Origin of the sequence: Streptomyces sp. NPDC001922 (genome assembly GCF_042891165.1) — a bacterium.
Classification (GTDB): Bacteria; Actinomycetota; Actinomycetes; order Streptomycetales; family Streptomycetaceae; genus Streptomyces.
Genome location: NZ_JBIASV010000011.1, coordinates 47,484 through 70,080, shown reverse-complemented (window position 1 = coordinate 70,080; position 22,597 = coordinate 47,484). Strand labels below are relative to the sequence as shown.

The window sequence follows — 22,597 nt, the reverse complement described above, 5'->3', positions numbered from 1 at the left end:
CCGGTGCCCTCGGAGGTCAACGGACCCCGGCAGGAGGGCCGGACGCCGGCGCCGGCCGCCCGGCCGCGGCGTTCCGGACGCGCGACTCCGCGCACTGCTCGACGAACCGCCGGGCCACCCCCGGCGCGGCGGCCCAGTGCACATGGACGTACGAGGCGTGCACCCCGCCGTGGACGAACCCCTCCAGCCGGCGCTGCGGGTGCACCAGTCCCCATGCGGCCGTCGGCCCGGCCCCCGGCTCCAGCACCGTGCGGTGGAACTCGTGCCCGCGCAGCCGGGCACCCGCGGGAGCCAGCACGTTGTCCGAGACCGCCACCGCCTCCCGGTAGCCGAGGGTCAGCCGCTGCGACATCCGCGCCTCGGCGTCCAGCACCCCGCACATCGGGCTGCCGTCCAGCGACCGGGACAGATACAGCAGGCCGGCACACTCCGCCGCCACCGGCGCTCCCGACGCGGCCAGCCGGGCCACGGCCGCGCGCAGCGGCTCGTTCGCCGAGAGCTCGGGCGCGTACATCTCCGGGAAGCCGCCACCGATCACCAGGCCCGAGACGTTCTCCGGGAGCTCTTCGTCCCGCAGGGGGTCGAAGGTGACCACCTCCGCCCCGGCCGCCGTGAGCAGCTCGGTGTGCTCCGCGTAGGAGAAGGTGAACGCGGAGCCGCCCGCGACGGCGACCACCGGCCTGCCGCTCCCGGGGCCGCCCCCCGCACGGGCCGGTGCGGGGGAGTCCGGGGCCGCGTCCGTGGCGCCCGCCACGGCGGTCTCCGTACCCGGCTCCGGCGCGGTGCCCGCGCCGGTCCACGCGGGGGACCACCGGGCCTCCTCCGCGAGCGCTTCCGCGGGATCCCAGGCAGGGCCCGGCAGCGCGGGAGCGGTACGGGCCAGCGCGAGCAGCGCCTCCAGGTCGCACCCCGCGCGGACGTGCGCCGCCATGGCCGCGACCGCCTCCACGGCGTCCTCCCGCCGCTCGGCGACCGGCACCAGGCCCAGATGCCGGGACGGGGTGCCCACGCCGTCCGTACGCCGCAGGGCACCCAGCACCGGTACACCCGAACCGCCCAGCGCCTCCCGCAGCAGCTCCTCGTGCCGGTCCGAGCCGACCTTGTTCAGGATCACCCCGCCGACCCGTACCTCCGGGTCCCAGGAGGCGAAGCCGTGCACCAGCGCCGCCACCGAACGGGACTGCGACGAGGCGTCCACCACCAGCACCACCGGCGCCTTCAGCAGCTTGGCCACATGCGCCGTCGACGCCAGCTCGCCCTGCAGGGCGGCACCGTCGTAGAGGCCCATCACCCCCTCGACCAGGGCCAGACCGGCCCCCGCCGCGCCGTGCAGGAACAGCGGCGCGATCCGCTCCGGGCCGCACAGATACGCGTCCAGATTGCGGCCCGGCCGGCCCGTCGCCAGCGCGTGGTAGCCCGGATCGATGTAGTCCGGGCCGACCTTGTGCGGCGACACGGCCAGGCCGCGCTCGGCGAACGCGGCCATCAGGCCCGTCGCCACGGTCGTCTTGCCGCTGCCGGAGGCCGGCGCGGCTATGACCAGCCGGGGGACGGGCGAGCCGGCGGAGGACATCACCACTCGATGCCCCTCTGGCCCTTCTGCCCCGCGTCCATCGGGTGCTTGACCTTCGACATGTCGGTGACCAGATCGGCGAAGTCGACCAGCTGCTGCGGTGCGTTACGCCCCGTGATGACGACGTGCTGGGTGCCCGGGCGGTCCCGCAGCACCGACACCACCTCGTCGGGGTCCACCCAGCCCCAGTGCATCGGGTAGGCGAACTCGTCCAGCACGTACAGCCGGTATGCCTCCGCCGCCAGATCGCGCTTGACCTGCTCCCAGCCCTCCTTCGCGGCCTCCTCGCTCGACTCGATGTCGCGCTGGACCCACGACCAGCCCTCGCCCATCTTGTGCCAGGCGACCGTCCCCCCTTCGCCGGAGTCACCGAGCACCCGCAGCGCCCGCTCCTCGCCGACCCGCCACTTCGCCGACTTCACGAACTGGAATACACCGACCGGCCAGTTCTGGTTCCACGCCCGCAGCGCCATCCCGAACGCGGCGGTCGACTTCCCCTTGCCGACGCCCGTGTGCACCATCACCAGCGGCCGGTTCCGGCGCTGGCGGGTCGTCAGCCCGTCCTGGGGTACGACACTCGGCTTGCCCTGCGGCATTACGCAGCCCTCCCTGTCCTCGGCAGTCCGGGCGATCCCGGCGTTCCCTGTACATCGCGGACCAGCGACGCCACGCTCTCCGCCCGCAGTTCGTCCAGCGTCACGGCGGTGCCGCCCAGATCGCGGGCGAGCCCGCCCGCCAGCCCCAGCCGCACCGGCCCGGACTCGCAGTCCACCACCACCGACGCCGTGCCCTCCGCGGCCAGCAGCCGCGCGGCCCGGGAGGCGAGCGCGAGCGGCTCCTCCCGGCCGCCGGCGCCTGCTCCGGCGGCGGCACCGGCCCCGCTCCGGCGCCCCGCGCCGGGACCGGTCGCCCGGCCGTCCGTCACCACGACCAGCAGCGGCCGCCGCGAGGGGTCCCGCAGCCGTTCCACCCGCAGCACCTCACGGGCCCGGAGCAGCCCCGCGGCCAGCGGCGTACGCCCCCCGGTCGGCAGGGACTCCAGCCGGGCCGCGCCCGCCTCCACCGACGAGGTCGGCGGCAGCGCCAGCTCGGCGTCCCGGCCCCGGAAGGTCACCAGCCCCACCTTGTCGCGCCGTTGGTAGGCGTCGAGCAGCAGCGACAGCACCGCGCCCTTGACCGCGCTCATCCGCTGCCGCGCCGCCATCGACCCGGAGGCGTCCACCACGAACAGCACGAGATTGCCTTCGCGGCCCTCGCGCACCGACTGCCGCAGGTCGTCGCGGCGGACCACCAGCCCCGGCCCGCGACGTCCGCGCGCATGCTGGTGCGGGGCGGCCGCCTGCACGGTCGCCGCCAGATGCAGCTTGGTGAGCGCGCCCCGGGGCCGTACGGCACCCGTCGTGCGCCCGTGCGCCGTACGCGCCCGTGAGCGCCGCCCGGCCGCGCCCTCACCCAGCCCGGGCACGCTCAGCATCTTCGTCCGGAACGGCTCCGCCGCCCCGACCGCGCGCTGCTCAGCCGCGGCCCCCGCGCCCGGGGCGCCGTCCGGCCCGCACTCCTCCCCGGACGGCTCCGGACCGGCCTGCGAAGCCTCCGACGAGGTCTCCGGCTGCTCCTCCGGCTCCTGCTGCGACGCCGACGGAGCGGGCGCGTCCGCCTCGGTCGGAGCGGGCGCCTCGTCCTCCGGCCGCTCCCCGGAGGGCTCCGCGTCCTGCGGACCGGTCGGCTCCGGCCCGTCCGAGGGCGATTCGCCGCCCCCGTCGCCGTCCGGGCCCGGATCGGGATCGTCGTCCCCGAACTCGTCCAGGGTGCGGTCCAGCTTCTCCTCGTCCAGTCCCGGCGCGTCGAACGGGTTGCGCCGCCGCCGGTGCGGCAGTGCCAGCAGCGCGGCCTGCCGGACGTCCTCCTTCCGGACGTCCGTACGCCCGGCCCAGGCCGCCAGCGCGGTGGCCGTCCGCGCCGTCACGATGTCCGCGCGCATGCCGTCGACCTCGAACGCCGCGCACACCGCCGCGATCCGGCGCAGCGCGCCGTCCCCGAGCCGCACCGACGGCAGCAGCGCCCGCGCGGCGGCGATCCGCTCCCGCAGTTGCTGCTCCTCGGCCGCCCAGCGCGCCGCGAAGCCCGCCGGGTCCTCGTCGTACGCCAGCCGCCGCCGGACGACCTCCACCCGCTGGTCCGGCTCCCGCGACGCCGCCACCTCCACGGTCAGCCCGAACCGGTCGAGCAACTGCGGCCGCAGCTCGCCCTCTTCCGGGTTCATGGTGCCGACCAGCAGGAACCGGGCCGCGTGCCGCACGGAGACGCCCTCGCGCTCCACGTACGAGGCGCCCATGGCCGCCGCGTCGAGCAGCAGGTCCACCAGATGGTCGTGGAGGAGGTTGACCTCGTCCACGTACAGCACCCCGCGGTGCGCGTCCGCCAGCAGGCCCGGCTCGAAGGCCTTCCGGCCCTCCGACAGCGCCCGTTCGATGTCCAGGGCACCGACGAGCCGGTCCTCCGAGGCGCCCACCGGGAGTTCGACCATCCGGGCCGGCCGGGAGACCCCCGCCGCCGGCTCGTGCGGCCCGTCCGGGCAGGAGGCGTCGGGAGCCGCCGGATCGCAGGAGAACCGGCAGCCCGGCACCACGTCCACCGCCGGCATCAGGGCGGCCAGCGCCCGCACCGCGGTCGACTTCGCCGTGCCCTTCTCACCGCGCACCAGCACCCCGCCGACCGCCGGGGAGACCGCGTTGAGCAGCAGCCCCAGCCGCAGGTCGTCCATGCCGACGATCGCCGTGAACGGATAGCTCGGCACCGCGGGGGCGCCGGCCGCGCCGCCGCCCCCGGTCGCCGCGTCCGGCCCCGCGGCCGAAGTCGTCGTGGTCGTCATACGTCACCCTCCAGGTCACCCTCGAGCTGCGGGCAGGTCGCGCGGAGCCGCTCATGGACCCCCGGTTCCGCCGCTGTCGTCCGGCCCGTCGTCGTCCACCGGCCCCTGAGCCACCGGCTCCCGGTCCACCGGCCCTTGATCCACCGCTCACTGATCCGTCGTCCGGCCGCCCCTCGGCACCTCTCCCGCCGGCCCGTCACGGCGCCCCCGGGGCGACGAAGGGAAGCCCCGGCGGGGGCCCCGACTCGATCAGCCGCAGCAGCGCGTCCGTGTCGGCGTGTTCCTCGATCAGGTCGCCGAGCCGGTCCAGCTGGTCCTCGCGGAGCGCCGCGAAGCAGGTGTCCGGCGCCGGGACGAAGCGCCGCCCGGCCGCCTGCGCGACCCGGCTCAGGAACGCCCGCCGGAACCCGTCGCTCTCCAGCGAGCCGTGCCAGTGCGTCCCCCAGACGGACCCCGCCCGGCAGCCGTCCAGGAACTCCTCGTCCGCCGGCCCGACCTCGGCCACGCCGTGGTGGATCTCGTAGCCCTCGACCCGTTCGCCGAGCGCCTCGCCCACCGGCCGCGCCAGCGTCTTCCCGGGCGCGAACCGGACGCGTACGGGCAGCAGTCCCAGCCCGTCCACGGTCCCCGCCCGCGACTCCACTTCGTCCTCGATGCGTTCGCCCAGCATCTGGAAGCCGCCGCAGATCCCCAGCACCGGACGGCCCTCCGCGGCCCGCCGCGCCACCGCGTCGGCGATGCCCCGCTCCCGCAGCCACGCGAGGGCCCGCACGGTGCCCCGGGTGCCGGGCAGGACCACCAGGTCCGCGTCGGCCAGCTCCTCCGGCCGGTCCACGAAGCGCACCACCACGCCGGGTTCGGCCGCCAGCGCGTCCACATCGGTGAAGTTCGACATCAGCGGCACCGCGGCGACCGCGACCCGCAGGACGTCCTGCCCGTGCGGCGGCGCGACCACCGACTCGCGGACCGTGCCGCGCAGCGACACCCGCAGCCCGTCCTCCTCGTCGATGCCCAGCCCGTGCGCGTACGGCAGGACGCCGAGCGTGCGCCGCCCGGTGAGCCCGTGCAGCATGTCCAGGCCGGGCTCCAGCAGGGAGACGTCCCCGCGGAACTTGTTGACCAGATAGCCGGAGACCAGCGCCTGGTCCTCCCGGGCGAGCAGCGCCGTCGTGCCGAAGAACGAGGCGAACACCCCGCCGCGGTCGATGTCCCCGACGACGACCACGGGCAGCCCGGCCGCCCGGGCCAGGCCCATGTTCACGATGTCCGTGCGCCGCAGGTTGATCTCCGCCGGACTCCCCGCTCCTTCACAGATCACCGCGTCATACGTGCCCCGCAGCTCCTCCAGGCACTCCACCACGGTCTCCAGGAGCTGCCCGCGGTCGGTGTACCGCCGCTGCCGCCCCGGCGTGCCCGAGGCGTCCCCGAAGTAGCCCCGGGCGCTCATCTCCCCGACCGGCTTCCCCAGCAGCACCACCTGGCTGCTGCGGTCGCTCCCGGGCTTGAGCAGCACCGGGTTCATCAGGGCGCTCGGCTCGACGCGGGCGGCGGCGGCCTGCATGGCCTGCGCCCGGCCGATCTCCGCGCCCTCCCGGGTGACGAACGAATTCAGCGACATGTTCTGCGCCTTGAACGGCGCGACGGACACCCCCTTGCGGGAGAGCCACCGGCAGATCCCCGCGGTGACCACGCTCTTCCCGGCGTCGGAGGTGGTTCCGGCGACGAGCAGCCCGCCGCCTCTCCGGTGTGCGTCCGGCCCGTTCATCCGCTCCCCCTTCCGGCGGCCGGGCGCCGCGGGCGGCTCCGCACCAGGCCGCCCGCGACACAGAGCGCGAGGGCCAGGGCGTTGACGCGCCGGGACAGCCGGACCGCGCGTTCGATGTCCGGCACCGCCACCGGACGGTTCTCCCCGCCGAGCACCGGCCGGTGTTCGACCCGGCCGCGGTAGGCCAGGGTGCCGCCCAGACGGACGCCGAGCGCCCCCGCGAAAGCGGACTCGACCGGTCCGGCATTGGGGCTGGGGTGCCGCCGGGCGTCCCGGCGCAGCACCCGCCAGGCGCCCCGCGGATCCGGTCCGGCGAGCACCGCCAGCGCGGCGGTGAGCCGTGAACCGGGGTAGCCCGCCACGTCGTCCAGCCGCGCCGCGGCCCAGCCGAACCGCAGATGGCGCGGCGACCGGTGGCCCACCATCGCGTCGAGGGTGTTGACCGCGCGGAAGCCGACGAGGCCGGGCACTCCGGCGACGGCTCCCCACACCAGGGCGCCCACGACCGCGTCGGAGGTGTTCTCGGCGACCGACTCGACCACGGCGCGGGCGATCTGCTGCCCGTCCAGGGCCTGCGGATCCCGGCCGCACAGATGCGGCAGCCGCTCGCGGGCGACCTCCAGGTCCCCGGCGGCCAGCGCGCCGCCCACGGCACGCGCCTCCCGGCCCAGCGACGTCCCGCCCAGCACCGCCCAGGTGGCGGCGGCGGTCAGCCCGGCCGTGGCGGCGGGGGAGCGGCGCAGCGTGCGCGCGAGTACGGCGGCGGCCGCGGTGGCGCCGCCGGCGAGCAGGGCGGTGTGCAGTGCGCCGGCCCCGCGGTGGTCGCGCCAGAGCCGGCGCTCGACGGCCGCGGCGGTCCGGCCGAACGCGGCGACGGGGTGACCGCGCCGCGGGTCACCGAGAACCAGGTCGGCGGCGAAGCCCAGGGCGGTACCGAGGCCGGCCGCGCCCGCGGCGGCGAGTCCGTGTCGTCCCCTCACCGTGCGATCCGTCCCCTCCGGGCGTGATGGGCACGCATCGGATCAGCCGGCCGTCGCGCCTCGGCGGGAACATCCGGGAACGGCTCTTGGCGTACGGGAACAGCCGGGCATCGCGATCGTCCTCACTCAGGGTCCGCGCCCTGGCTCGACGTACCGGCGGTGAGAGTCTCCTGGCTCCCGGATCGGCGCGTCCCCCGGCCTTCCAGCCCGTCGGTGCGGGCCGTGACATCTCGGGTGGGGGTGCGCTCCCCGGTGACAGTGGCGGGACCGCGCCGGACTTGCACCGGCTTCCTCTCCTGCCGCCGTTGGGCCCCGGCAGTCCACCACGGGCCGCGAAGGCCCGTCAACTTGCGCTTGACCTGCGACGGGAGAGTGTGCCGCGGCCCACAGCGGGCGGCCGGGCCCTCCTCGGGCGCACACGACGATCCGCCGGGCCGGACGGCGCGGCGTGCGCTGTCCGGCCCGGCGGACCGGTTGCGGGCGGGGCCGTTCGCCCCGGCCCGTCAGGAGACGATCAGGTGGATGCCGTACGCCACGGCGGCCAGGCACAGGCCGTAGCAGACGTAGGCGCCGGTCCGGGCCAGGGAGCCGGGGGCGGACACCGCGGCGGTGCCGTCCGGCTGGGTCCGCGTCCGGCGGGAGGTGCCGACGATGCCGAGGGTGAACAGGCCCACGAGCGCGACGGTCACCACGAGGCTGACGCCGAAGACCTGGCCGAGAGCTGCCCAGTCGATGTTCATGACGATGGGTTCCTTACCTAGACCGTGACCTTGGCGGCGGACTGGCCGGCCTGCGCGCTCTGCGGGGCCGTGCCCTGCGCGGCGACGCCGGCGACCGGGGCGCCGGTGGCGGCGTCGGACGCCTCACCGGAGACCGCGGAGCCGACCGGCGGCGGGGAGACCGTGCGGAGGGCGGCGGTGACGACGCCCGGCGGCTCGGTGGCCGCGGTCTCGTTGACGTTGGTGTGGTCCACCGGCTTGCGGCGGGACAGCGCCCAGATGGCGCCGCAGGCGACGAGCGCGAGGACGGCGACGGCGGCGACCCCCCAGGTGCCCTGGCCGGCGAGGAGCGCCGCGGCCGCCGCGACGAGACCGGCGGCCGGAAGCGTGAGACCCCACGCGGCCACCATGCGGCCCGCGGTCGACCAGCGGACGACCCCGCCCTTGCGGCCGAGGCCGGAGCCCATGACCGAGCCGGAGCAGACCTGGGTGGTGGAGAGCGCGAAACCGAGGTGCGAGGAGGCGAGGATGACGGTCGCGGCGCCGGTCTGGGCGGCGAAGCCCTGCGGCGGCTGGATGTCGGTGAGGCCCTTGCCCATGGTGCGGATGATCCGCCAGCCGCCCAGGTAGGTGCCGAGCGCGATGGCGACACCGGACGAGACGATGACCCACATCGGCGGGTCGGCCTGCGGGGCGAGCGCGCCGCCGGTGATCAGCGCCAGGGTGATGACACCCATGGTCTTCTGCGCGTCGTTGGTGCCGTGCGCCAGGGAGACCAGCGCGGCGGAGGCGATCTGTCCGGCGCGGTAGCCCTTGGCGGTCTCCTGCTCGTCCTGGTTCCGGGCCAGCCGGTAGGTGAGCCGGGTCGCGACCATCGCGGCGATGCCGGCCACGAGCGGGGCGGCGACGGCGGGGATCAGGACCTTCATGACGACCGCGTCGGCGTTGACGGCGCCGAAGCCGACGGACGCGACGGTCGCGCCGATCAGACCGCCGAACAGAGCGTGCGACGAGCTGGAGGGGAGCCCCGCCAGCCAGGTCAGCAGATTCCAGATGATGGCCCCGACCAGCCCCGCGAAGATCACTTCGGGCCGGATGCCGGAACCCTCGTCGATGATGCCGCCGGAGATCGTCCGGGCGACCTCGATGGAGAGGAAAGCGCCGATCAGGTTGAGGACCGCCGACATCGCCACCGCTGTTCTGGGCTTGAGCGCCCCGGTGGAGATGGTGGTGGCCATGGCGTTGGCGGTGTCGTGGAAGCCGTTCGTAAAGTCGAACACCAAGGCCGTGATGATCACGATCCCGATGAGAAGCGTGATGTGTTCCATTCACCCAGGCAATCAGCTCGTTGGTCAGTGGCACGGCGAACGTAGAGACGGCGAGTGAACGGAAGGTGAACTGAAGGGGTGTTTGGAGTGTCACCCTTTCGGGGTGCCCGGAAGGGGCCGTTCCCCTTCGTCCGCCGGGGGTTCTCCGGAGCGTTGGATTCCGCTGTGGGTGAGCCGTGTGAGCTGCGAGGCCGCCGGCGGAACGCGCTCCGTCCTCCGGAAATCTCCCATGGCCGGCGCGCGACCGGAAAATGAAGCGGCGCGTGTGGCATCGAGGGGGCGTGACCGGTCATCGAGGGCGGACGCGGGGGAGTGAGACCGGCGGTCGCGAATCCCTTCATGGGTGTACATCTGATGCCATATGGAGTAAATCGCCCCGAGGGTGCGTGATGCCCCCTCAGGTTCGCCCCGGCGCACTGTTCGTCCCGTTCCATGCCCTGTTCCGGAGCGGTTTCCGGCCGGGTCGGCGCCCGGTGCGCGAGTCGATGTCCCGTACCTGACAGGATCGGCCGCGGAGGTGAGGGCCTTGACCGAGACCGAGCGCGCCCGCATCGAAGAGGCATGGGCCGATCTGGTGGCCACGGCACGGCGGACGGTCGCCGACGGACTCGTGGTCGGCACCTCGGGCAATGTGTCCGTACGCGTCGGCGACACCGTCCTGGTGACCCCGACCGGCGTGCCCTACGACCGGCTCACCCCGCAGGATGCCGTCGGCGTCGGCCTCGACGGCCGTCGGGTGCTCGGCGAGCTGGAGCCGACCAGCGAGGTGCCGATGCACCTGGCCGTCTACCGCAGCACCGACGCCGCCGCGGTGGTGCACACCCACGCCGTCCACGCCACCGCCGTCTCCCTGCTGGTCGACGAGCTCCCGCCGGTCCACTACATGACCGCGGCCCTCGGCGGCCCCGTCCGGGTCGCCCCCTACGCGCTCTACGGCAGCGACGAGTTGGCCGAGAACATGCTCCGGGCGCTCCACGAGCGCACCGCCTGTCTGCTGCGCAACCACGGGACCGTCGTGCACGGCGCCACCCTCGCCCAGGCCTACGACCGCACCGCCCAGCTGGAGTGGATGTGCCGGGTCTGGCTGGCCGCCCGGTCCGTCCCCGGCCACACGCCGAGCCTGCTGTCCGCCGGCCAACTCCACGAGGCCGGCGAGAAGCTGCGCGGCTACGGGCAGCCGCGGCGGGACTGACGCCCCGGCACCCGGCGCTCACCCGGCCGCGGACGCCCACTGGCCGCCCGCCCCGCCCCCGCTCACACTGAGCGGATGGGCCTGCGAACAGCGGCGGCCGGGGCCGCCCTCACCGTGCTCGGGGCCGGTGCGGCCGCCGTGGCGGCCGGCCGGTACGCCAGCGACGCCGCCCTCAAGCCCCACCGGCTGCGCCCGCTGCCCGCCGACCCGCCGCTCACTGTGCACGGCGTCGCCGACGGCCGGATCGCCCTGACCCGCAGCCTCACCGCCCTGCGGCCCGGCACCTACGGTCTGACCGGCGGCGGGACCCACGCCGTCGTCGGACCGGTCCTGAAAGGCGTGCCGCACGCCCCGGACGTCGTCGTCCGCCGCCTGGAGCGGGTCACCCACGGCAGCCCCGGCCCCGGCGCCCGGCTGTGGCTCACCCCGCAGGTGCACATCGGCAACCCGCGCGACGCGCTCGGCCTCGACCACGCCGACGTCGACGTCCCCGGTGACCGCGGGCCGCTCCCCGCCTGGTTCGTGCCCGGGGCCCGCGACACCTGGGTGATCACCGTGCACGGCCTCGGCACCGGCCGCGAACACCCCATGGTCGTCATGCCCTTCCTCCACCGGCACCGCTTCCCCGTACTGGACCTCGGCCACCGCGGCGACCTGGGAGCCCCGCGTCCGCCGGACGGCATCCAGCACTTCGGCGCCACCGAGTGGCGCGACCTGGACGCGGGCATGAGCTACGCGGCCCGATACGGCGCGGAGCACATCGTGCTGTACGGCTGGTCCACCGGCGCCACCATGGCACTCATCGCCGCCGCGCACTCCCCCCTGCGGCACCTCCTGAGCGGGCTCGTCCTGGACTCCCCGGTCCTGGACTGGCGGGCGACCGTGGGCGCGCTCGCGTCCGCCGCCGGAGCCCCGAGGCCATTGCTGCCGCTGGCCGTCCGCGCCGCGCAGGGCCGGCTCGGACTCGACGGCGACCTGCTCGGCGGTTCCGCCGATCCGGAGCGCCTGTCCGTACCGGCCCTCCTGCTGCACGGCCCGGACGACACCATCGCCCCCTGGGAGACCTCCCGGGCGCTCGCCGAGCGCCGGCCCGACCTCGTCACCCTGCACACCGTGCCGCACGCCCCCCACGCGGCGATGTGGAACGCCGACCCGCAGGGCTACGAGGAGGCCCTGCGGCGCTTCCTGACGCCGCTCATGTGACCCGCCCCGCCCCCGCTTCCCGGTCCCGTCCGCGTGCGCGGACTCCGGCGCGCACAGGGCGACGGCGGCGCCCGGAGAGGTCCGTGCCCCCGCCTCACGCGCCGCTGTGACCTGCGGTTCGGCGCGCGCGAGACCCCGCGCACGGATTCCGATTGGGCTTTCGGGCCGTCAGCGGGAAGACTGCTCCTGTGACGTCCCGTACTCCGCGCGACTCCAGGCTCCGCCTCGTCCCCCGACGGCCGATCGCCACCGCTGCCCGTCAGGCGGTGACGAACCACCGGGCCCGGCCGGCGCCCCGGCCCCCCGCGGGCACTCCGGCACCCGCGGAGCTGGCACGGCAGGCGCGGGCCGGCCTGGCCGGCGCCGTGCGGGTCGCGCGCTGGGCGGACGCAGCGGGCGGCACCGGGCTGCGGCCCGGCGGCACCGGCGCCCTCGGCGACGACGCGGCCGAACGGGCCGCAGCGGCCCTGCAGCTGACTCCGGCACAGGTACGGACCGACTGGGACCGCGCACGCCTCGCCGGTCTCGTCGAGCTCTGCGGCGACACCGCCCGCCCCGGCTGGCGGCTCCAGGCGTGGGACGGCGACGACAGCGCCGTGCTGCGCGGCTGGGTCGCGCTCTTCGACGCCTGGTCGCTCGCCCACCCGGTGCCCGCCGCCTTCGCCCCCACCGTCGTCGGGGAAGTGGTGGAGGCCGTCCCGCAGCTCCTCTCCCTGCTGCAGCTCTCGGCCGGGCCCGTGCTGCTGTCCGCGCTGATGGACCTGCTCGAACAGCGCGTCGCCGAACTGCGCACCGAGCGCTGCGAGGTCCCCGCCTACACCACCGCCGAAGCCCCCGCCGAAGTCACTGCTGCCGAAGCCGGCGCCGACCGGGCCGGCATCGCCGAAGCCGGCAGCGGCGCCGCCGGCACCGCAACCGGACGGCGCGTCACCGAGGCCGAGCCGCCCGCCGCGGACGGCCCGCCGCCCGCCGCCCTGCTGGACTGGGCCCTCGAGGCCCTGGCCTCCGTCGGCGCGCTCACCCTCGACGGCGACCAGGCCACGCTCACCCCGCTCGGCAACTGGGCCGTCTGGGTCAAGCTCGAACAGATCTGTGTGGCCGCCCAGAGCCCGGCGGGCAACATCGAGCAGTCCGCCGAGGACATGCTGCGCGGCTGCGCCCGGCTCACCCCCGGGCCCGCCCGCGCCGAGTACCGCGCCTGGCTCGCGGCCCGCCCGGTGGGCAGCGCCGTGAGCGAACTCCTCGCGGCGGCCCGGGGCCACGACGCCCTGCTCCGCGGACTCGCCTTCGAGGCGCTGCGCGTCGTCGGCGCCCCGGCCGAGCCCGCCGTGCGGGACGCCGTCGACGAGCCGTACCTCCGTCCCTACGCCCTGCTGTGGCTGGCCGAACAGGAAGGCGGCGATCCGGAGGACACCCTGGCGGTGCTCACCCGAGAGGAGGCCACCTGGCTGTGGGTCGACACCGCGGCGGCCGTCGCCGACCACGGCGAGAGCCCGCTGCTGGTCCGCCATCTCGACGCAGCGGTGCAGGGCACGGTCCCGGCCCTGCTCGAGGAGGTACGGGCCGTCGGCCACCCGCGCACGGTGCAGGTGCTCGTCGCCCTGGCGGCGGCCCACCCGGACCCGGCGCTCGCCAAGGCCGTCCGCCGCGCCGCCTTCCAGGTGCACACCGGCGGGGTCTGAGCGAGGCGGGGGCGCGCCCCGGCAGCCCGCCGCCGGTCTCCCGGGCACGGGCGCCGGGAGACCAACCCGCACCGCCGGGGCCCCGCCCGGTCCGTTCGGTACGGACCCCGCATCACGCCGGGCGCGACGCCGCGTTCGGGAGGAGCCCACCGAGGACGTACGCCCGGCCCAGGGCGTCGCACCCCGGGAAGGCCCGGAAGCCGCCCCGCGGAGGGCGGTTACGCCGCTCCGGCCGGGGCGTAGGTGCCGAAGCTCCACACATTGCCCTCGGCGTCCCGCGCCATGTAGTCGCGCGAGCCGTAGTCCTGATCGGTCGGCGGCATCAGAATCTCCGCGCCGTGCGCGGCGGCCCGCTCGTAGTGCGCGTCGATGTCCTCGACCACCACGTAGATCCCGGCGGGCCCGGCGTCCCGCATCGCCTCGGCGAAGACCCCGGGCCGCCCCTTCGAGCCGAGCATCACCACGCCGTTGCCGCAGCTCAGTTCGGCGTGGGTGACGACATCGCCCTCGCCCGTGTACACGGCGTCGGCCGTGAAGCCGAACGCCTCCGTGAGCAGCTTGATGGCCGCCTGGGCGTCCGCGTAGAGCAGCGTGGGGTGGATGGTCGGCCGGTTGCTCTCTGCCATGGCGCTCACTCCTCGTCGAACCCGCTCCGCCGCGCTCCTCGTCCCGCTCCGCCGCGCCCCTCGCCCCGGACCGCGCCGCCGCGCGCGGGCGCCGCGCGGCATCGTCAAGGCGGCAGGGCACCGGGCGGGGCTGTGGCCGGCGCGACGGACCCGCCGTCGACCGCCCGCCGGGGGCGGCTGCCCACCCACGAGTATGAGTGAAGTACGTCACAGCCGCGGTGTGTGGCGGCCCCGGGGCGCGCCCCCGACAAGGCGCGGCGGCTCGCCGGCCGCTGGTCGTGGCCACCGGCAGCGGCCGAACGGGCGGATGCGCCCGGCTCCGCCCGCCGTGTCGCCCCGGCCGCCCGGTCCGTCCCGCACCGCGGGTCTACGCTCTGCGCCATGTCGGCCGGGGCCACGGACTGCACCCGCACCGCGTACCTGGCCCTCCCCGTAGCCGCGGTTCTGCTGGTGCTGGCACTCGCTGCCGCCGCGCTGTGGGAGCGGCCCGCCCCCTACGGCGACCGGCTCACCCTCCACCCCGCCGCGGCTGCCGCGCCCGGCCCGCTCCCGCAGCCGGTGCTGCGCATGACGGACCGGTCCGTGGAGGCCCGCGACCCGGTGAGCGGGGCCCGCCGGTGGACGTACGCCCGGTCCGGCCGCCGCCCGGTCACCGTACGGACCGTGCCCGGCCACTCCTTCACCCTCTGGAACGACGGCATGGTCACCGACACGGGGCCCACCGCGGTCCGCTGGCACCGGAGCGTCCCCGGCGCCACCAACCCGCTCACCGACCGGGTCGTCCGGCGCGCCGGGGCCGTGCTGCGCCCCCTCGGCCCCGGGTGGCGGCTGCTCGCGGTGCTGACCCCGCGGCGCGTCACCGCCTATCGCAGCGCGGACGGCGATCTCCGCTGGGTGCTGCCCGCCCGCCCCGGCTGCTCCTTCGCGCCGCGCCGGACGGTCCGCAACGGCCCCGCGCTGCTGATCGCCCAGCCCTGCATCCGGCCCCGCGGGGGCGCCGACCCGCCGTGGACGGCCGAGCTGGTCGCCGTCGACGGCACCGACACGGCGCCGACGCTCCCCGGCGGCCCGCCCCGCGCCTGAGTACGGCGAGTGGGGCCGGCAGCGGTGCCGGCCGCCACGGGACGCACCCGCACAGGTCAGGCCCGAGCGCCCGGCGGGCCGGCCGGCGCCCGGGACGGGGGACCGGAGCAGGGGGAACGGGGCTCCGCGGAAATGACATTGCGCCGCCCCGCTAGACTGGCCCGCATGGCAATTCTCCTTGTGCATTAGACGGCGTCGCCCGACTTCGCCCGTCCGTCCCGACGCCCGAAACCTGCCCTGGAGTCTTTCCGTGATCACCGCTTCCGGCCTCGAGCTGCGCGCAGGCGCCCGAGTCCTCATCGAGTCCGCTTCCTTCCGCATCGCCCAGGGCGACCGCATCGGCCTCGTCGGCCGCAACGGAGCGGGCAAGACCACCCTCACCAAGTGCCTGGCCGGCGAGGGCATCCCGGCCGGCGGCACCATCTCGCGCTCGGGTGAGGTCGGCTATCTGCCGCAGGACCCGCGCACCGGCGACCTCGACGTCCTCGCCCGCGACCGCATCCTCTCCGCCCGCGGCCTGGACACCGTGCTGCGCAGGATGCGCGAGAACGAGCAGCGGATGTCCACCGGGCAGGGCGCCACCCGCGAAAAGGCGATGAAGAAGTACGAGCGGCTGGAGACCGAGTTCCTCACCAAGGGCGGGTACGCCGCCGAGGCCGAGGCCGCCACCATCGCCGCCAGCCTCAACCTGCCCGACCGGGTGCTGGGCCAGCCCCTGCACACCCTCTCCGGCGGCCAGCGGCGCCGTGTCGAGCTCGCCCGGATCCTCTTCTCCGACGCCGACACCCTGCTGCTCGACGAGCCGACCAACCACCTCGACGCCGACTCGATCCTCTGGCTCCGCGACTTCCTCAAGACCTACCGCGGCGGCTTCGTGGTGATCTCCCACGACATCAACCTGGTCGAGACCGTGGTCAACAAGGTGTTCTACCTGGACGCCAACCGCTCTCAGATCGACATCTACAACATGGGCTGGAAGAAGTACCTCCAGCAGCGCGAGGACGACGAGAAGCGCCGCAAGCGCGAGCGCGCCAACGCCGAGAAGAAGGCCGCCGCGCTCAACTCCCAGGCCGACAAGATGCGGGCCAAGGCGACCAAGACCGTGGCCGCGCAGAACATGGCGCGCCGCGCCGAGAAGCTGCTCGCCGGCCTGGACGAGGTCCGGCAGTCCGACAAGGTCGCCAAGCTGCGCTTCCCCGACCCGGCGCCGTGCGGCAAGACGCCGCTCACCGCCGAGGGCCTGTCGAAGTCCTACGGCTCCCTGGAGATCTTCACCGACGTCGACCTCGCCATCGACAAGGGCTCCCGCGTGGTCATCCTGGGCCTCAACGGCGCCGGCAAGACCACCCTGCTGCGGCTGCTCGGCGGGGTCGAGACCCCGGACACCGGCTCCGTCACCCCGGGCCACGGCCTCAAGCTCGGCTACTACGCCCAGGAGCACGAGACCCTCGACCCGGACCGCACCGTGCTGGAGAACATGCGCTCGTCCGCGCCGGACCTCGACCTGGTCGCGATCCGCAAGACCCTGGGTTCCTTCCTGTTCTCCGGCGACGACGTCGACAAGCCGGCGGGGGTGCTCTCCGGCGGTGAGAAGACCCGGCTGGCCCTGGCGACGCTGGTGGTCTCGTCCGCCAACGTGCTGCTGCTCGACGAGCCGACCAACAACCTCGACCCCGCCAGCCGCGAGGAGATCCTCGGTGCGCTGCGCACCTTCACCGGCGCCGTGGTGCTGGTGACCCACGACGAGGGCGCGGTCGACGCCCTCCAGCCGGAGCGCATCATTCTGCTGCCCGACGGCGTCGAGGACCTGTGGGGCCCGGACTACGCGGACCTCGTCGCCCTGGCCTGACCCGGCGGCCCCGGGCCGGGCGGCTCGCCCGGTCCCGGGGCGGCTCCCGGCCTCCCGTCGCGCTTCTGGATCATTCGGCCGATGGGTGATCCATCATCTGGGTGAGCCCGGTTCGTACTCCGGCGCGCCTTCCTCGCGGGGCCGGAAATTCGTGGTCCCTACAACAGCCGACCGCCGCGCGCCATGAACTGTGGCATACGTAACACCGCTGACCTGCTCCTTCGTCGATGACTGCGGACAGTGACGGCCGTTCGATCGTTCGGAACCTTGCATTCCGGGCGCCTCGATGCGGGCTCGGACAGGAAACGATGTGGCACAGACCTTGCCGAATGGGTGGCCAGGAAGCCCGCAAGGGGTGATCATGAGAGTCACAGAGCGCACTTCCCATGAGGAGGCACGGGTGGCCGAGACTCTGAAGAAGGGCAGCCGGGTGACCGGTTCCGCGCGCGAGAAGCTCGCGGCTGACCTGAAGAAGAAATACGACTCCGGTGCGAGCATCCGGGCGCTGGCCGAGGAGACGGGCCGTTCCTATGGATTCGTTCACCGGATGCTCAGCGAGTCCGGCGTGACCCTCCGTGGTCGCGGCGGAGCCACACGAGGTAAGAAGGCCACTTCGGCCTGACGAGGCACCCCCGGCAGGGGTGGTGGTGACCACCCGGTCGATCGCGCGGTCGCCCGGGTGGTTACTGTGCAGTAATCGCAGCTTCCCGGGACAGTACCGACCCGGGAGGGCTGGTTGACTGCGCCCACCCGGAGGCACCTCATGACCCTGCTGGACAAGGACGGCGTACGGCTCACCGTGGACGACGCGGCACAGGTCGCCACGGTCACCCTCGCCCGTCCCGACAAGCGCAACGCCCAGTCGCCCGCTCTCTGGCGGGCCCTCGCCGAGACCGGGCGCCTGCTGCCGGGCACCGTCCGGGTGGTCGTGCTGCGCGGAGAGGGCAAGTCCTTCTCGGCCGGGCTCGACCGCCAGGCGTTCACCCCCGAGGGCTTCGACGGGGAGCCCTCGTTCATCGACCTGGCGCGCGGCTCCGACACGGAGCTCGACGACACCATCGCCGAGTACCAGGAGGCGTTCACCTGGTGGCGGCGGAACGACATCGTCACCATCGCCGCGGTGCAGGGGCACGCCATCGGTGCGGGCTTCCAGCTCGCCCTCGCCTGTGACCTCCGGGTCTGCGCGGAGGACGTGCAGTTCGCCATGCGCGAGACCAGCCTCGGGCTCGTCCCGGATCTCACCGGCACGCATCCGCTCGTCTCCCTGGTCGGCTACGCCCGCGCGCTGGAGATCTGCGCCACCGGCCGGTACGTCCAGGCCGCCGAGGCCGAGCGGACGGGCCTGGCCAACCTGGTCGTTCCGGCCGGCGAGCTCGACGGCGCCGTCGCGGACCTGGCGGCCGCGCTGCTGGCCGCGCCGCGCGACGCGGTGATCGAGACCAAGGCGCTCCTGCGGGGCGCGGGCGAGCGCACGTACGAGGAGCAGCGCCGGGCCGAGCGGGCGGCCCAGGCGCGGCGGCTCCGCGACCTGGCGGGCATCGCCGAGTAGGCGGGGCGCGGGCGGCGCCGCCGGGGTGGCGCCGAGGGGCCCGGCGGCGTACGTCACCGGACCGCGGACGGTCGACGGGAGCGTGCGCGGGGGAGCGGTCGGCGGCTGCCTGCGCGGGGGATCGCCGTCAGAAGTGCGGTGGCCGGCGGCCCGGTCCCGGTTCGACGGCCGTGATGACGACCGCCACCCTGACCGGCCCCGGCGACTCCAGCGCCGCCGCGATCGTCACCGCCGTCCGCACCGCGCGGGCGATGTCCAGCGTCCGGTGGTCGGCGGAGACCGCCAACTGCACCTGGACATGACGCTGTTCGGGGCGGGTCCGGTCCTCGACCCGCACCGCGGGTCCGGCCAGGGCCGCGGCGAGCCGGATCACCCCGGGCACGGCGCAGGCGGCCGCGGTGACGTCGCCCCACCGCTCCGGCGACCGGGGCGCCGTCGCCGAGGGGGCCGGCGCCCCGGATTCGGCGGCCTCCGGCGGTCCGGCCGGCTGCGGAACGTCCGTCGGCCGCGGTGCTCCGGCCGTCTCCGTCGAGGCCGGCCCCTGCGGTGCCGGGGTGTCCACGTCCGGCCGACGGGGTGAGGGTTCCGCTTCCGCCGGGCCGGGGCCGCCGGAGGTGGGGGACGGTTCGTCCAGGAGGTCGGTGGCACGCAGGTCCGCCTCGGTCACGGTCAGCCCCAGCCGGTCCTCCGCGGCGGTGAGCAGTGCCTCGCGGGCCCGGGTCGCCGCCTCGTGGAGCGGCAGCCGCATCGCGGCCGCGAAATCCGCCTCGATGCGCAGCGGTCCGGGGGGCAGGGCGCTGGGCGGGTGAGGGGCCGGCGGCGCGTCCGCCGAGCCCGGGTCCACCAGGGAGATGCGCAGCCGGCCGAGCCGGACACCCTCCACCGGGGCGACCGCCTGCCGCAGTACTTCTGCAGCCGCGTGCTCCGTGATCCACGCGCCGTCCCGTGGTCCGCCGAGCGGGAGCAGCCGGCCCAGGCCGAGCTGGTGCCGGACCGCGTGGATCCAGCCGTCCGCCGTCATCGTCGCTCACCTCCATCCCTCTGCTGCTGTACAGCCTGCCGCACGCGCGACGGGACGGCCGGGTGCGCCATTCGTCGGAAAGCCCCTGTCCCACGCCTGCCACAACCCTGGGGCGAAACCTGACAAACGCACATAGTGTGGGCGGCGGAGCGGGATGCCGCTCCTTCCTCCCCCTCGGAAGGTGACCGGCGATGTCCGATGCCCCTCAGCGGAACCGGCCCGAGACGACCACGACCGAGACGGTCGAACCCCGGCGTGCCACCGGGGCCCGGCGCGGCGGGGGAGACCCGGCGTCGCGCGGCAGGACCACCATCGCCGACGGGGTGGTCGAGAAGATCGCGGGCCTCGCCGCCCGGGACGTCGTCGGGGTGCACGCGATGGGCAGCGGCATCTCCCGCACCTTCGGCGCCGTCCGGGAACGCGTGCCGGGAGCCGGGAAGTCGGTCACCCGCGGCGTCAAGGCCGAGGTCGGCGAGGTGCAGACGGCGCTGGACCTGGAGATCGTCGTCGACTACGGCGTCTCCATCACGGACGTGGCCCGTGCCGTACGGGAGAACGTGGTCTCCGCGGTCGAGCGCATGACCGGCCTCGACGTGGTGGAGGTGAACATCGCGGTGAGCGATGTGAAGCTGCCCGACGAGGAGGACGAGGACGAGGAGCAGCCGCGCATCCAGTGAGGGCCGCGCAGTCAGTGAGGCCGCACCGTAGTGAGGGGTGGCGCAGTCAGTGAGGGGTGGCCGCCGAGCAGCAGCCACCCGTACAGCAGCGGGCCGCGAGCGGGCCGCAAGCGCAAGGAGCGGACGATGAACATGGCCGCAGTCGGCTTGATCGCCGGAATGGCGCTGGGCTTCGCCGGATACTTCGGCGGCTTCGGTGCCTTCCTGCTGGTGGCCGCGCTGGGAGCGGTCGGGTTCGTGGCCGGACGGTTCCTGGACGGCGACCTCGAGCCCGGGGACTTCTTCCGGCCGCGCCAACGCGAACAGCGGCGGCGGTGAGCGCGGGTGGCGAACGGGGCCGCCGCGGGACCGGGGCCGGAGCGGGAGCCCGGAACCGGGCGGCAGTCGGGACAGGAGCGGCAGGGACAGGAGCGTCAGCCGGTACAGGGGCGCGGGCCGAAGTACGGGCCGGGGCGGGGCCAGAGCCCCGGGGGGACGCCCGGTTCTGCGGATGCGGGGCCTGCGGAGGCTGGGGCGCGATCCGGTTCTGCGGGTGCGGGTGCGGGTGCGGGTGCAGGTGCGGGTGTGGGTGAGCCGCCGGTGCCGCCCGGCGTGCGCGGCTCGACCCGGGTCGCCGACCGGGTCGTGGCCAAGATCGCCTCGCAGGCCGCGCGGGAGGTGCTGCGCACGGCTCCCGAGGCCCACCGGGTGCCGACCGGCCGCGGGGCCCATGCCACCGTCTCGGTGCGCGCCGCGACCCAGCACGAGGATGTGCGCGGCCCGCTGGGCGAAGCGCGGGTACGGCTCGCCGTGGAACTCGGCTACCCCTGCGACATCGGCGCACAGTGCCGCGCGGTGCGCCGCTCGGTCGCCCAACGCGTACGGGCCCTGGCCGGCATGCACGTTCCCGAGGTCTCCGTGACCGTCGAACGGCTGCACTCCGCCCACACCGCCCGGGCGGACGGGGAGCGGGTGCAATGACCGGGGACGACGCGCGCGACGAGCGGACCACCCGGCGGCTGCCGACCGTCGGACCCGAGTCCTCCCCGGGGACGGGCGAACACGCCGCCTCCCCCGGTGACTCGGGCCGCGGGCACTCGGGCCCAGGTGATTCGGGCCCCGGCGATTCGGGCCCCGAGCGGTCCGGATCCGACGCGACGGACGAGGGCGGCGGCGACAAGGAGCGGAACCGGCGCTTCTGGTCCGCGCGAAGGGTGCCGGCCGGTGTCGTCGCGCTCCTCGCGGTCGCCGGGGTGGCGCTGACCCTGTACGACGTGGCCGCCGTCCGGGCGGGCCGGTCCGCGATGGCCTGGCGCCGGGAGCTCGCCGACCAGCTCGCCGAACGGCCACTGGACAACCCCTGGATGATCGGCGGCGCGGCCGGCGCGATGGCCGTGGGGCTCTGGCTGCTCGTGCTGGCGCTCACCCCGGGGCTGCGGGCCCTCCTGCCGATGCGCCGCCCGGCCGGCGTCCCCGGAGCGGACCACGTACGGGCCGGGCTCTACCGGAACGCCGCCGCGCTCGTGCTGCGCGACCGGGTCATGGAGGTGCCCGGGGTGCAGTCGGTGCGGGCCGCCGTCGGCCGCCGCCGGGTCACGATCCGGGCCCGGGCGCACTTCCGGGAGCTGGACGAAGTACGGAAGGACGTGGACACGGCGACGGCGGACGGCCTGCGGGAGCTGGGCCTGGCCCGCCGGCCCGCCCTGTCCGTGCACGTACGGCGCGCGGCGAAGAGGTGATGTGACGCATGCTCAGGAAGGTCAACCGGGTGCTGCTGGGGCTCGCCGGACTCGCGCTGTTCGCCCTGGGCGGCGCGGTGCTCGTCGGCGCGCTGGACCTGCCCCGGCACTGGGGCTTCACCCTGCCCGGCTGGTGGCCCTTCCGGGGGCCCGACGACGTGGTGCTCAGCGCGGCGGGGCGGACCCGCTACAAGGACGACGGCTGGTGGTGGCCGGTCGTCTTCGCGGTCCTGGGTGTGCTGCTCGTGCTGACGCTGTGGTGGCTGCTGGCCCAGCTGCGGAAGCACCGGCTCGGCGAGACGCTCCTGGACAGTGGGGACGGGGAGGGGGCGCTGCTGCGGGCGCGGGCGCTGGAAGCCGCCGTTTCGGCCGAGGCCGAGGCCATGGACGGTGTGTCCCGGGTGGACGTCCGGCTGACGGGGCGCCATCGCACCGCGCCGGAGGCGCAGGTGGGCATGGTGCTGGAGCCCCATGCGGGGCCGGCGGAGGCGGTGGGGCGGCTGACGGGCGATGCGCTGGGGCATGCGCGGGAGTCGGCGGGGCTGGCGGTGCTGCCGGCGGAGGTGCGGGTGACGGCTGTGCGGCATGGGGCGGAGCGGGTGCTTTAGCGCTGCGCGCTGCTGGGGTTTGTTTGTGCGGGGGCCTTGTTTGTTGGGTGCGGGTGTGTGGTGGGTTTCGGGGGTGGGGGGGGCCGGGGGGGGGGGGGGGGGGTGCGCAGATTGATTCCGGGAAGGGCGCCGACGACGACACCGCCGACCTA

At 75.4% G+C, this 22,597-nt stretch carries 21 protein-coding genes and 1 riboswitch; of the genes, 12 read left to right on the top strand and 9 right to left on the bottom strand.

The features are described from left to right. Window positions 1–16: 16 nt before the first annotated feature. The 7 genes from ACFYYR_RS21375 to ACFYYR_RS21345 form a co-directional block, all read right to left on the bottom strand. Entirely contained in the window at window positions 17–1,573 is a 1,557-nt protein-coding gene (locus ACFYYR_RS21375; RefSeq protein WP_388856289.1) for a cobyrinate a,c-diamide synthase, read from the bottom strand. Beyond that, window positions 1,573–2,169 carry a cob(I)yrinic acid a,c-diamide adenosyltransferase gene (gene cobO, locus ACFYYR_RS21370; RefSeq protein ID WP_388855662.1) on the bottom strand — a complete coding sequence of 199 codons (597 nt, stop codon included), beginning with the start codon at window positions 2,167–2,169 and terminating at the stop codon, window positions 1,573–1,575. Before cobO ends, ACFYYR_RS21375 begins: the two co-directional genes overlap by 1 nt. Beyond that, window positions 2,169–4,337, bottom strand: a complete 2,169-nt coding sequence (locus ACFYYR_RS21365; RefSeq protein WP_388856286.1) for a putative cobaltochelatase — start codon at window positions 4,335–4,337, stop codon at window positions 2,169–2,171. The genes cobO and ACFYYR_RS21365 overlap by 1 nt, the downstream gene beginning before the upstream one ends. 304 nt (window positions 4,338–4,641) lie before the next feature. Then, the gene (locus tag ACFYYR_RS21360) at window positions 4,642–6,210 is read right to left on the bottom strand and encodes a cobyric acid synthase (RefSeq protein WP_388855659.1); all 1,569 of its coding nucleotides are present in this window, start codon (window positions 6,208–6,210) and stop codon (window positions 4,642–4,644) included. Beyond that, the gene (locus tag ACFYYR_RS21355; protein WP_388855655.1) at window positions 6,207–7,190 is read right to left on the bottom strand and encodes a cobalamin biosynthesis protein; all 984 of its coding nucleotides are present in this window, start codon (window positions 7,188–7,190) and stop codon (window positions 6,207–6,209) included. Before ACFYYR_RS21355 ends, ACFYYR_RS21360 begins: the two co-directional genes overlap by 4 nt. A gap of 163 nt (window positions 7,191–7,353) precedes the next feature. Then, window positions 7,354–7,485, bottom strand: a riboswitch (cobalamin riboswitch). Window positions 7,486–7,693: 208 nt separating this feature from the next. Beyond that, on the bottom strand, window positions 7,694–7,930 hold the full coding sequence (locus ACFYYR_RS21350) for a hypothetical protein (RefSeq protein ID WP_388855652.1): 237 nt from the start codon (window positions 7,928–7,930) through the stop codon (window positions 7,694–7,696). Window positions 7,931–7,947: 17 nt separating this feature from the next. Beyond that, window positions 7,948–9,237 carry an anion permease gene (locus ACFYYR_RS21345; RefSeq protein WP_388855649.1) on the bottom strand — a complete coding sequence of 430 codons (1,290 nt, stop codon included), beginning with the start codon at window positions 9,235–9,237 and terminating at the stop codon, window positions 7,948–7,950. A 526-nt stretch (window positions 9,238–9,763) separates the two neighbouring features. Here ACFYYR_RS21345 and ACFYYR_RS21340 point away from each other — a divergent pair. From ACFYYR_RS21340 to ACFYYR_RS21330, 3 genes are all read left to right on the top strand, one after another. Then, window positions 9,764–10,429, top strand: coding sequence for a class II aldolase/adducin family protein (locus ACFYYR_RS21340; protein WP_388855646.1), 666 nt, complete (start codon window positions 9,764–9,766; stop codon window positions 10,427–10,429). 75 nt (window positions 10,430–10,504) lie between these two features. Continuing rightward, complete coding sequence (locus ACFYYR_RS21335) at window positions 10,505–11,632, top strand: alpha/beta hydrolase family protein (protein WP_388855643.1); 1,128 nt, start codon at window positions 10,505–10,507, stop codon at window positions 11,630–11,632. Between the two features lie 188 nt (window positions 11,633–11,820). Continuing rightward, the gene (locus ACFYYR_RS21330) at window positions 11,821–13,314 is read left to right on the top strand and encodes a hypothetical protein (RefSeq protein WP_388855640.1); all 1,494 of its coding nucleotides are present in this window, start codon (window positions 11,821–11,823) and stop codon (window positions 13,312–13,314) included. 218 nt (window positions 13,315–13,532) lie between these two features. On the opposite strand, the gene ACFYYR_RS21325 is transcribed toward ACFYYR_RS21330, so the two are convergent. Further along, window positions 13,533–13,940, bottom strand: a complete 408-nt coding sequence (locus ACFYYR_RS21325; protein ID WP_388855637.1) for a VOC family protein — start codon at window positions 13,938–13,940, stop codon at window positions 13,533–13,535. A gap of 381 nt (window positions 13,941–14,321) precedes the next feature. Between ACFYYR_RS21325 and ACFYYR_RS21320 the strand changes: the two genes are divergently transcribed. The 4 genes from ACFYYR_RS21320 to ACFYYR_RS21305 all read left to right on the top strand — a co-directional run bounded on the left by ACFYYR_RS21320 (window position 14,322) and on the right by ACFYYR_RS21305 (window position 18,421). Further along, window positions 14,322–15,023, top strand: a complete 702-nt coding sequence (locus ACFYYR_RS21320; RefSeq protein WP_388855634.1) for a hypothetical protein — start codon at window positions 14,322–14,324, stop codon at window positions 15,021–15,023. Window positions 15,024–15,273: 250 nt separating this feature from the next. Continuing rightward, on the top strand, window positions 15,274–16,872 hold the full coding sequence (locus ACFYYR_RS21315) for an ABC-F family ATP-binding cassette domain-containing protein (protein WP_388855631.1): 1,599 nt from the start codon (window positions 15,274–15,276) through the stop codon (window positions 16,870–16,872). 400 nt (window positions 16,873–17,272) lie between these two features. Next, window positions 17,273–17,494: a helix-turn-helix domain-containing protein gene (locus tag ACFYYR_RS21310; RefSeq protein ID WP_019709629.1), complete on the top strand. Its 222-nt coding sequence runs from the start codon at window positions 17,273–17,275 to the stop codon at window positions 17,492–17,494. A 141-nt stretch (window positions 17,495–17,635) separates the two neighbouring features. Then, complete coding sequence (locus ACFYYR_RS21305; protein WP_388855627.1) at window positions 17,636–18,421, top strand: enoyl-CoA hydratase/isomerase family protein; 786 nt, start codon at window positions 17,636–17,638, stop codon at window positions 18,419–18,421. Between the two features lie 127 nt (window positions 18,422–18,548). Here ACFYYR_RS21305 and ACFYYR_RS21300 read toward each other — a convergent pair whose 3' ends face one another. Beyond that, window positions 18,549–19,442 carry a nucleopolyhedrovirus P10 family protein gene (locus ACFYYR_RS21300; RefSeq protein WP_388855624.1) on the bottom strand — a complete coding sequence of 298 codons (894 nt, stop codon included), beginning with the start codon at window positions 19,440–19,442 and terminating at the stop codon, window positions 18,549–18,551. A 191-nt stretch (window positions 19,443–19,633) separates the two neighbouring features. Between ACFYYR_RS21300 and ACFYYR_RS21295 the strand changes: the two genes are divergently transcribed. From ACFYYR_RS21295 to amaP, 5 genes are all read left to right on the top strand, one after another. Further along, the gene (locus tag ACFYYR_RS21295; protein ID WP_388855621.1) at window positions 19,634–20,119 is read left to right on the top strand and encodes an Asp23/Gls24 family envelope stress response protein; all 486 of its coding nucleotides are present in this window, start codon (window positions 19,634–19,636) and stop codon (window positions 20,117–20,119) included. A gap of 126 nt (window positions 20,120–20,245) precedes the next feature. Next, window positions 20,246–20,437: a hypothetical protein gene (locus ACFYYR_RS21290; protein ID WP_388855619.1), complete on the top strand. Its 192-nt coding sequence runs from the start codon at window positions 20,246–20,248 to the stop codon at window positions 20,435–20,437. Between the two features lie 246 nt (window positions 20,438–20,683). Then, window positions 20,684–21,079, top strand: a complete 396-nt coding sequence (locus tag ACFYYR_RS21285) for an Asp23/Gls24 family envelope stress response protein (RefSeq protein ID WP_388855616.1) — start codon at window positions 20,684–20,686, stop codon at window positions 21,077–21,079. Continuing rightward, entirely contained in the window at window positions 21,076–21,837 is a 762-nt protein-coding gene (locus tag ACFYYR_RS21280; protein ID WP_388855612.1) for a DUF6286 domain-containing protein, read from the top strand. Before ACFYYR_RS21285 ends, ACFYYR_RS21280 begins: the two co-directional genes overlap by 4 nt. A gap of 8 nt (window positions 21,838–21,845) precedes the next feature. Next, complete coding sequence (gene amaP, locus ACFYYR_RS21275) at window positions 21,846–22,445, top strand: alkaline shock response membrane anchor protein AmaP (RefSeq protein WP_388855609.1); 600 nt, start codon at window positions 21,846–21,848, stop codon at window positions 22,443–22,445. The last annotated feature ends 152 nt before the right edge of the window (window positions 22,446–22,597 follow it).